This is a genomic window from Streptomyces jumonjinensis, assembly GCF_009600885.1.
Classification (GTDB): Bacteria; Actinomycetota; Actinomycetes; order Streptomycetales; family Streptomycetaceae; genus Streptomyces; species Streptomyces jumonjinensis.
This window is the reverse complement of record NZ_VCLA01000139.1, coordinates 1-2,344: the sequence shown is the minus strand read 5'-3', so window position 1 is coordinate 2,344 and position 2,344 is coordinate 1. Positions and strand designations below refer to the sequence as shown.

Here is a 2,344-nt window from a genome sequence, read left to right as displayed (position 1 = left end):
TGACCTTCTCAGACCTGGGACTTCACTGAATATCCCTGAACAAGCCAGTAAATCTTCCGAATGAGCCCGAAGGATGGCCGGTGTTGCCGTTGTCATGTGCCTGGCGCACTACCGTTTCGGGGCCGTGGCCGGAGGCCGCAGGCACGGCCAGGCGCGGGTCACCGTGCCGTGATCGGCGTCCCGTCCGGCTCACGGTAGTCGTAATGGTCCTGGTAGGCGGCGTCCGCGAGGGGTGAGCCGAGCAGGGTGGCCGGGATGCCGAAGGCGTCGACCAGGGCCGTGGCGTACGGTGCGATCCCCGCGCAGAGCTCATCGGTCAGGGCAGGACGCCCGAGCACCTGACCGGCGGTGAGCGCGCCCTCCGCGAGATACCAGCCATCCGCCGTGCCGACCAGTTCGCCGCCGTGGATCCGCGCCAGGCCCAGCAGCGCGGCGCGGCCCTCCTCGGTTCCCGCTCCGGCGGCGGCCTCCGTGAGGGCTTCCAGGGCGAGCCGGCCGGCGTGGGTGCGGGCCAGTTCCAGGGCGTCGTTGAGCCGGCCGTTCCAGGCGTCGAACAGGGATGCGCCATCGGCCAGTCGCTCGGCCATCGAGCGGATGATCGCGGTGTGCAGCCGGTGTTCGCGGAAGGCGAGCAGCTCGGTGAGGAAGCCCGTGTCGAGGAGATCACGTTTCCCCGGGCGGGGGGCGGCGCCCGGTCCGGGAGGTGTGTAGCCGCGCCCGCTGAGCATGTCGTGCGCGGCCTTGAGGAGAAGGACCTTGTTGTCGCCCTCGGCGGTGATCACGGCCTTGGCGGCCGTGATCCAGTCGATGATCCGGTTGGTGCGGAGCATGCCCTGGGCCCCGCAGCGCTCACGGCAGACCTCCAGGGTCTCGGCGGCGGTCCAGGTGGCCACGGCCTTGGTGACCGCGAGCAGCCGGTTGAGCTCATGGTCGGGGCCGGGGCCGTCCGCACGGTCCCGGTAGCGGTTCTTGACCCGGTTGACCAGGAAGGTCATCGCGTATACCTGGGCCAGCGGGACGAACAGATCGCGCTGGTGGCTGCGGTAGGCGATCAGCGGGACGTCCTCGGCGCCGGGTGCGAAGGTCGTACGGTGATGGGCGTAGCGCACGGTGAGGAAGAGCGCTGCCCGCGCGGCGGCGAGCAGGCCCGTCGTACCGCAGAGCCGGCCGGACTGGATGCGGTCCATGGTGTGCAGAAACCGCTGCCGGTGGCTGTGGAGCGCGCTGTCGAGAACACCGTCCTCGGTGAAGACGGCGGCGTCGCCGGAGAGCAGTGCCCGGTGGGGGACGCGGACGTGGTGGAAGGAGGTGACCGCGTTGTCCGAGGCGAGTCCGGGCTTCTCGGGCAGGAGGGTGATCGTCACGCCGGGGCGGGGGCCGTCGGCGTCGCGGAGTCGCACCAGGAAGGGGAAGACTCCGTGGTCGGTTCCGTCGCAGAGCAGCCGGGCGAGCACGACGGCGAGTTTGGGGATGCCCGGGTGGCCGGTGTTCTGCATGAACTTCTGCGCCGCGGCGGTGGGGGTGTGCAGCACGAACTCGCGTGTGTGCCGGTCGTAGACGGCCTCGGTGCGCAGGGCGGCCACATTGTTGCCGTACCCCAGTTCGGTGGCGAGGAAGACGCCCACCGAGCTCATGGCTTCCAGCTCGCGCAGTTCGGCGGTGAGATCGTCCCGGCCCGCACCGTGTTCCAGGATGCTGCCGACGCAGAGGTTGTAGTGGATGGTCATGGGGATGGTCAGGGTGCTGTCCAGCAGTCCGGGCCACTCGTGCAGGGCGAACAGGCGCAGCGGACGGCGCACGATCTCCGAGGCCGGTTCCAGGGCGTCGTTGAGGAAGCGGAGCCGCTCGTAGGAGAGGGCGGTCTGCTCGGCGGTGGTCAGCCCCTCCCGGTAGCGGAAGATCTCGTGGCGGAGGATCTCGACGAGGTCGGCGTGGAGTTCTTCGTACCGGCCGTCGAAGACCAGACGGCTGAGGTCGTCGCGCAGGGCGTCCGGGGGCATTCTCGTCCTTTCACGGTCTGTGGGCGTGGGTCGTCCGGGGCCGCCGCCGGGTACGAGGGGCGGCGGGGGGACACGCTGTGGGTGGCGCGGCTGTCTCAGTGGCTCCGGAGTCGGGGTTCGGCGCCGGGGCGCGTGACAGGTGACTGCCATCTCGGCGGCTCCTGAGACAGGGTTCGGCGCCGGGGCGCGTGGCGGGCGGCGGCTGTCCCTGTGGCGCCGGGGCGGGGCGGTGCGGGCCGGGGCGGTGCGGTGCGGGGCGGTGCGGTGCGGGTCGGGCCGGGTCACCATTCGTCGGGGCAGTACGGGGTGGGCGTCGGCGGCAGCAGTGCGGCCAGCCGGTCGCG

At 71.2% G+C, this 2,344-nt stretch carries 1 protein-coding gene; it reads right to left on the bottom strand.

Annotated features, from left to right (window positions below; translation table 11 throughout):
- Positions 1–158 precede the first annotated feature (158 nt).
- On the bottom strand, positions 159–2,000 hold the full coding sequence (locus tag FF041_RS16635; RefSeq protein ID WP_153523547.1) for an acyl-CoA dehydrogenase family protein: 1,842 nt from the start codon (positions 1,998–2,000) through the stop codon (positions 159–161).
- Between the last annotated feature and the right edge of the window lie 344 nt (positions 2,001–2,344).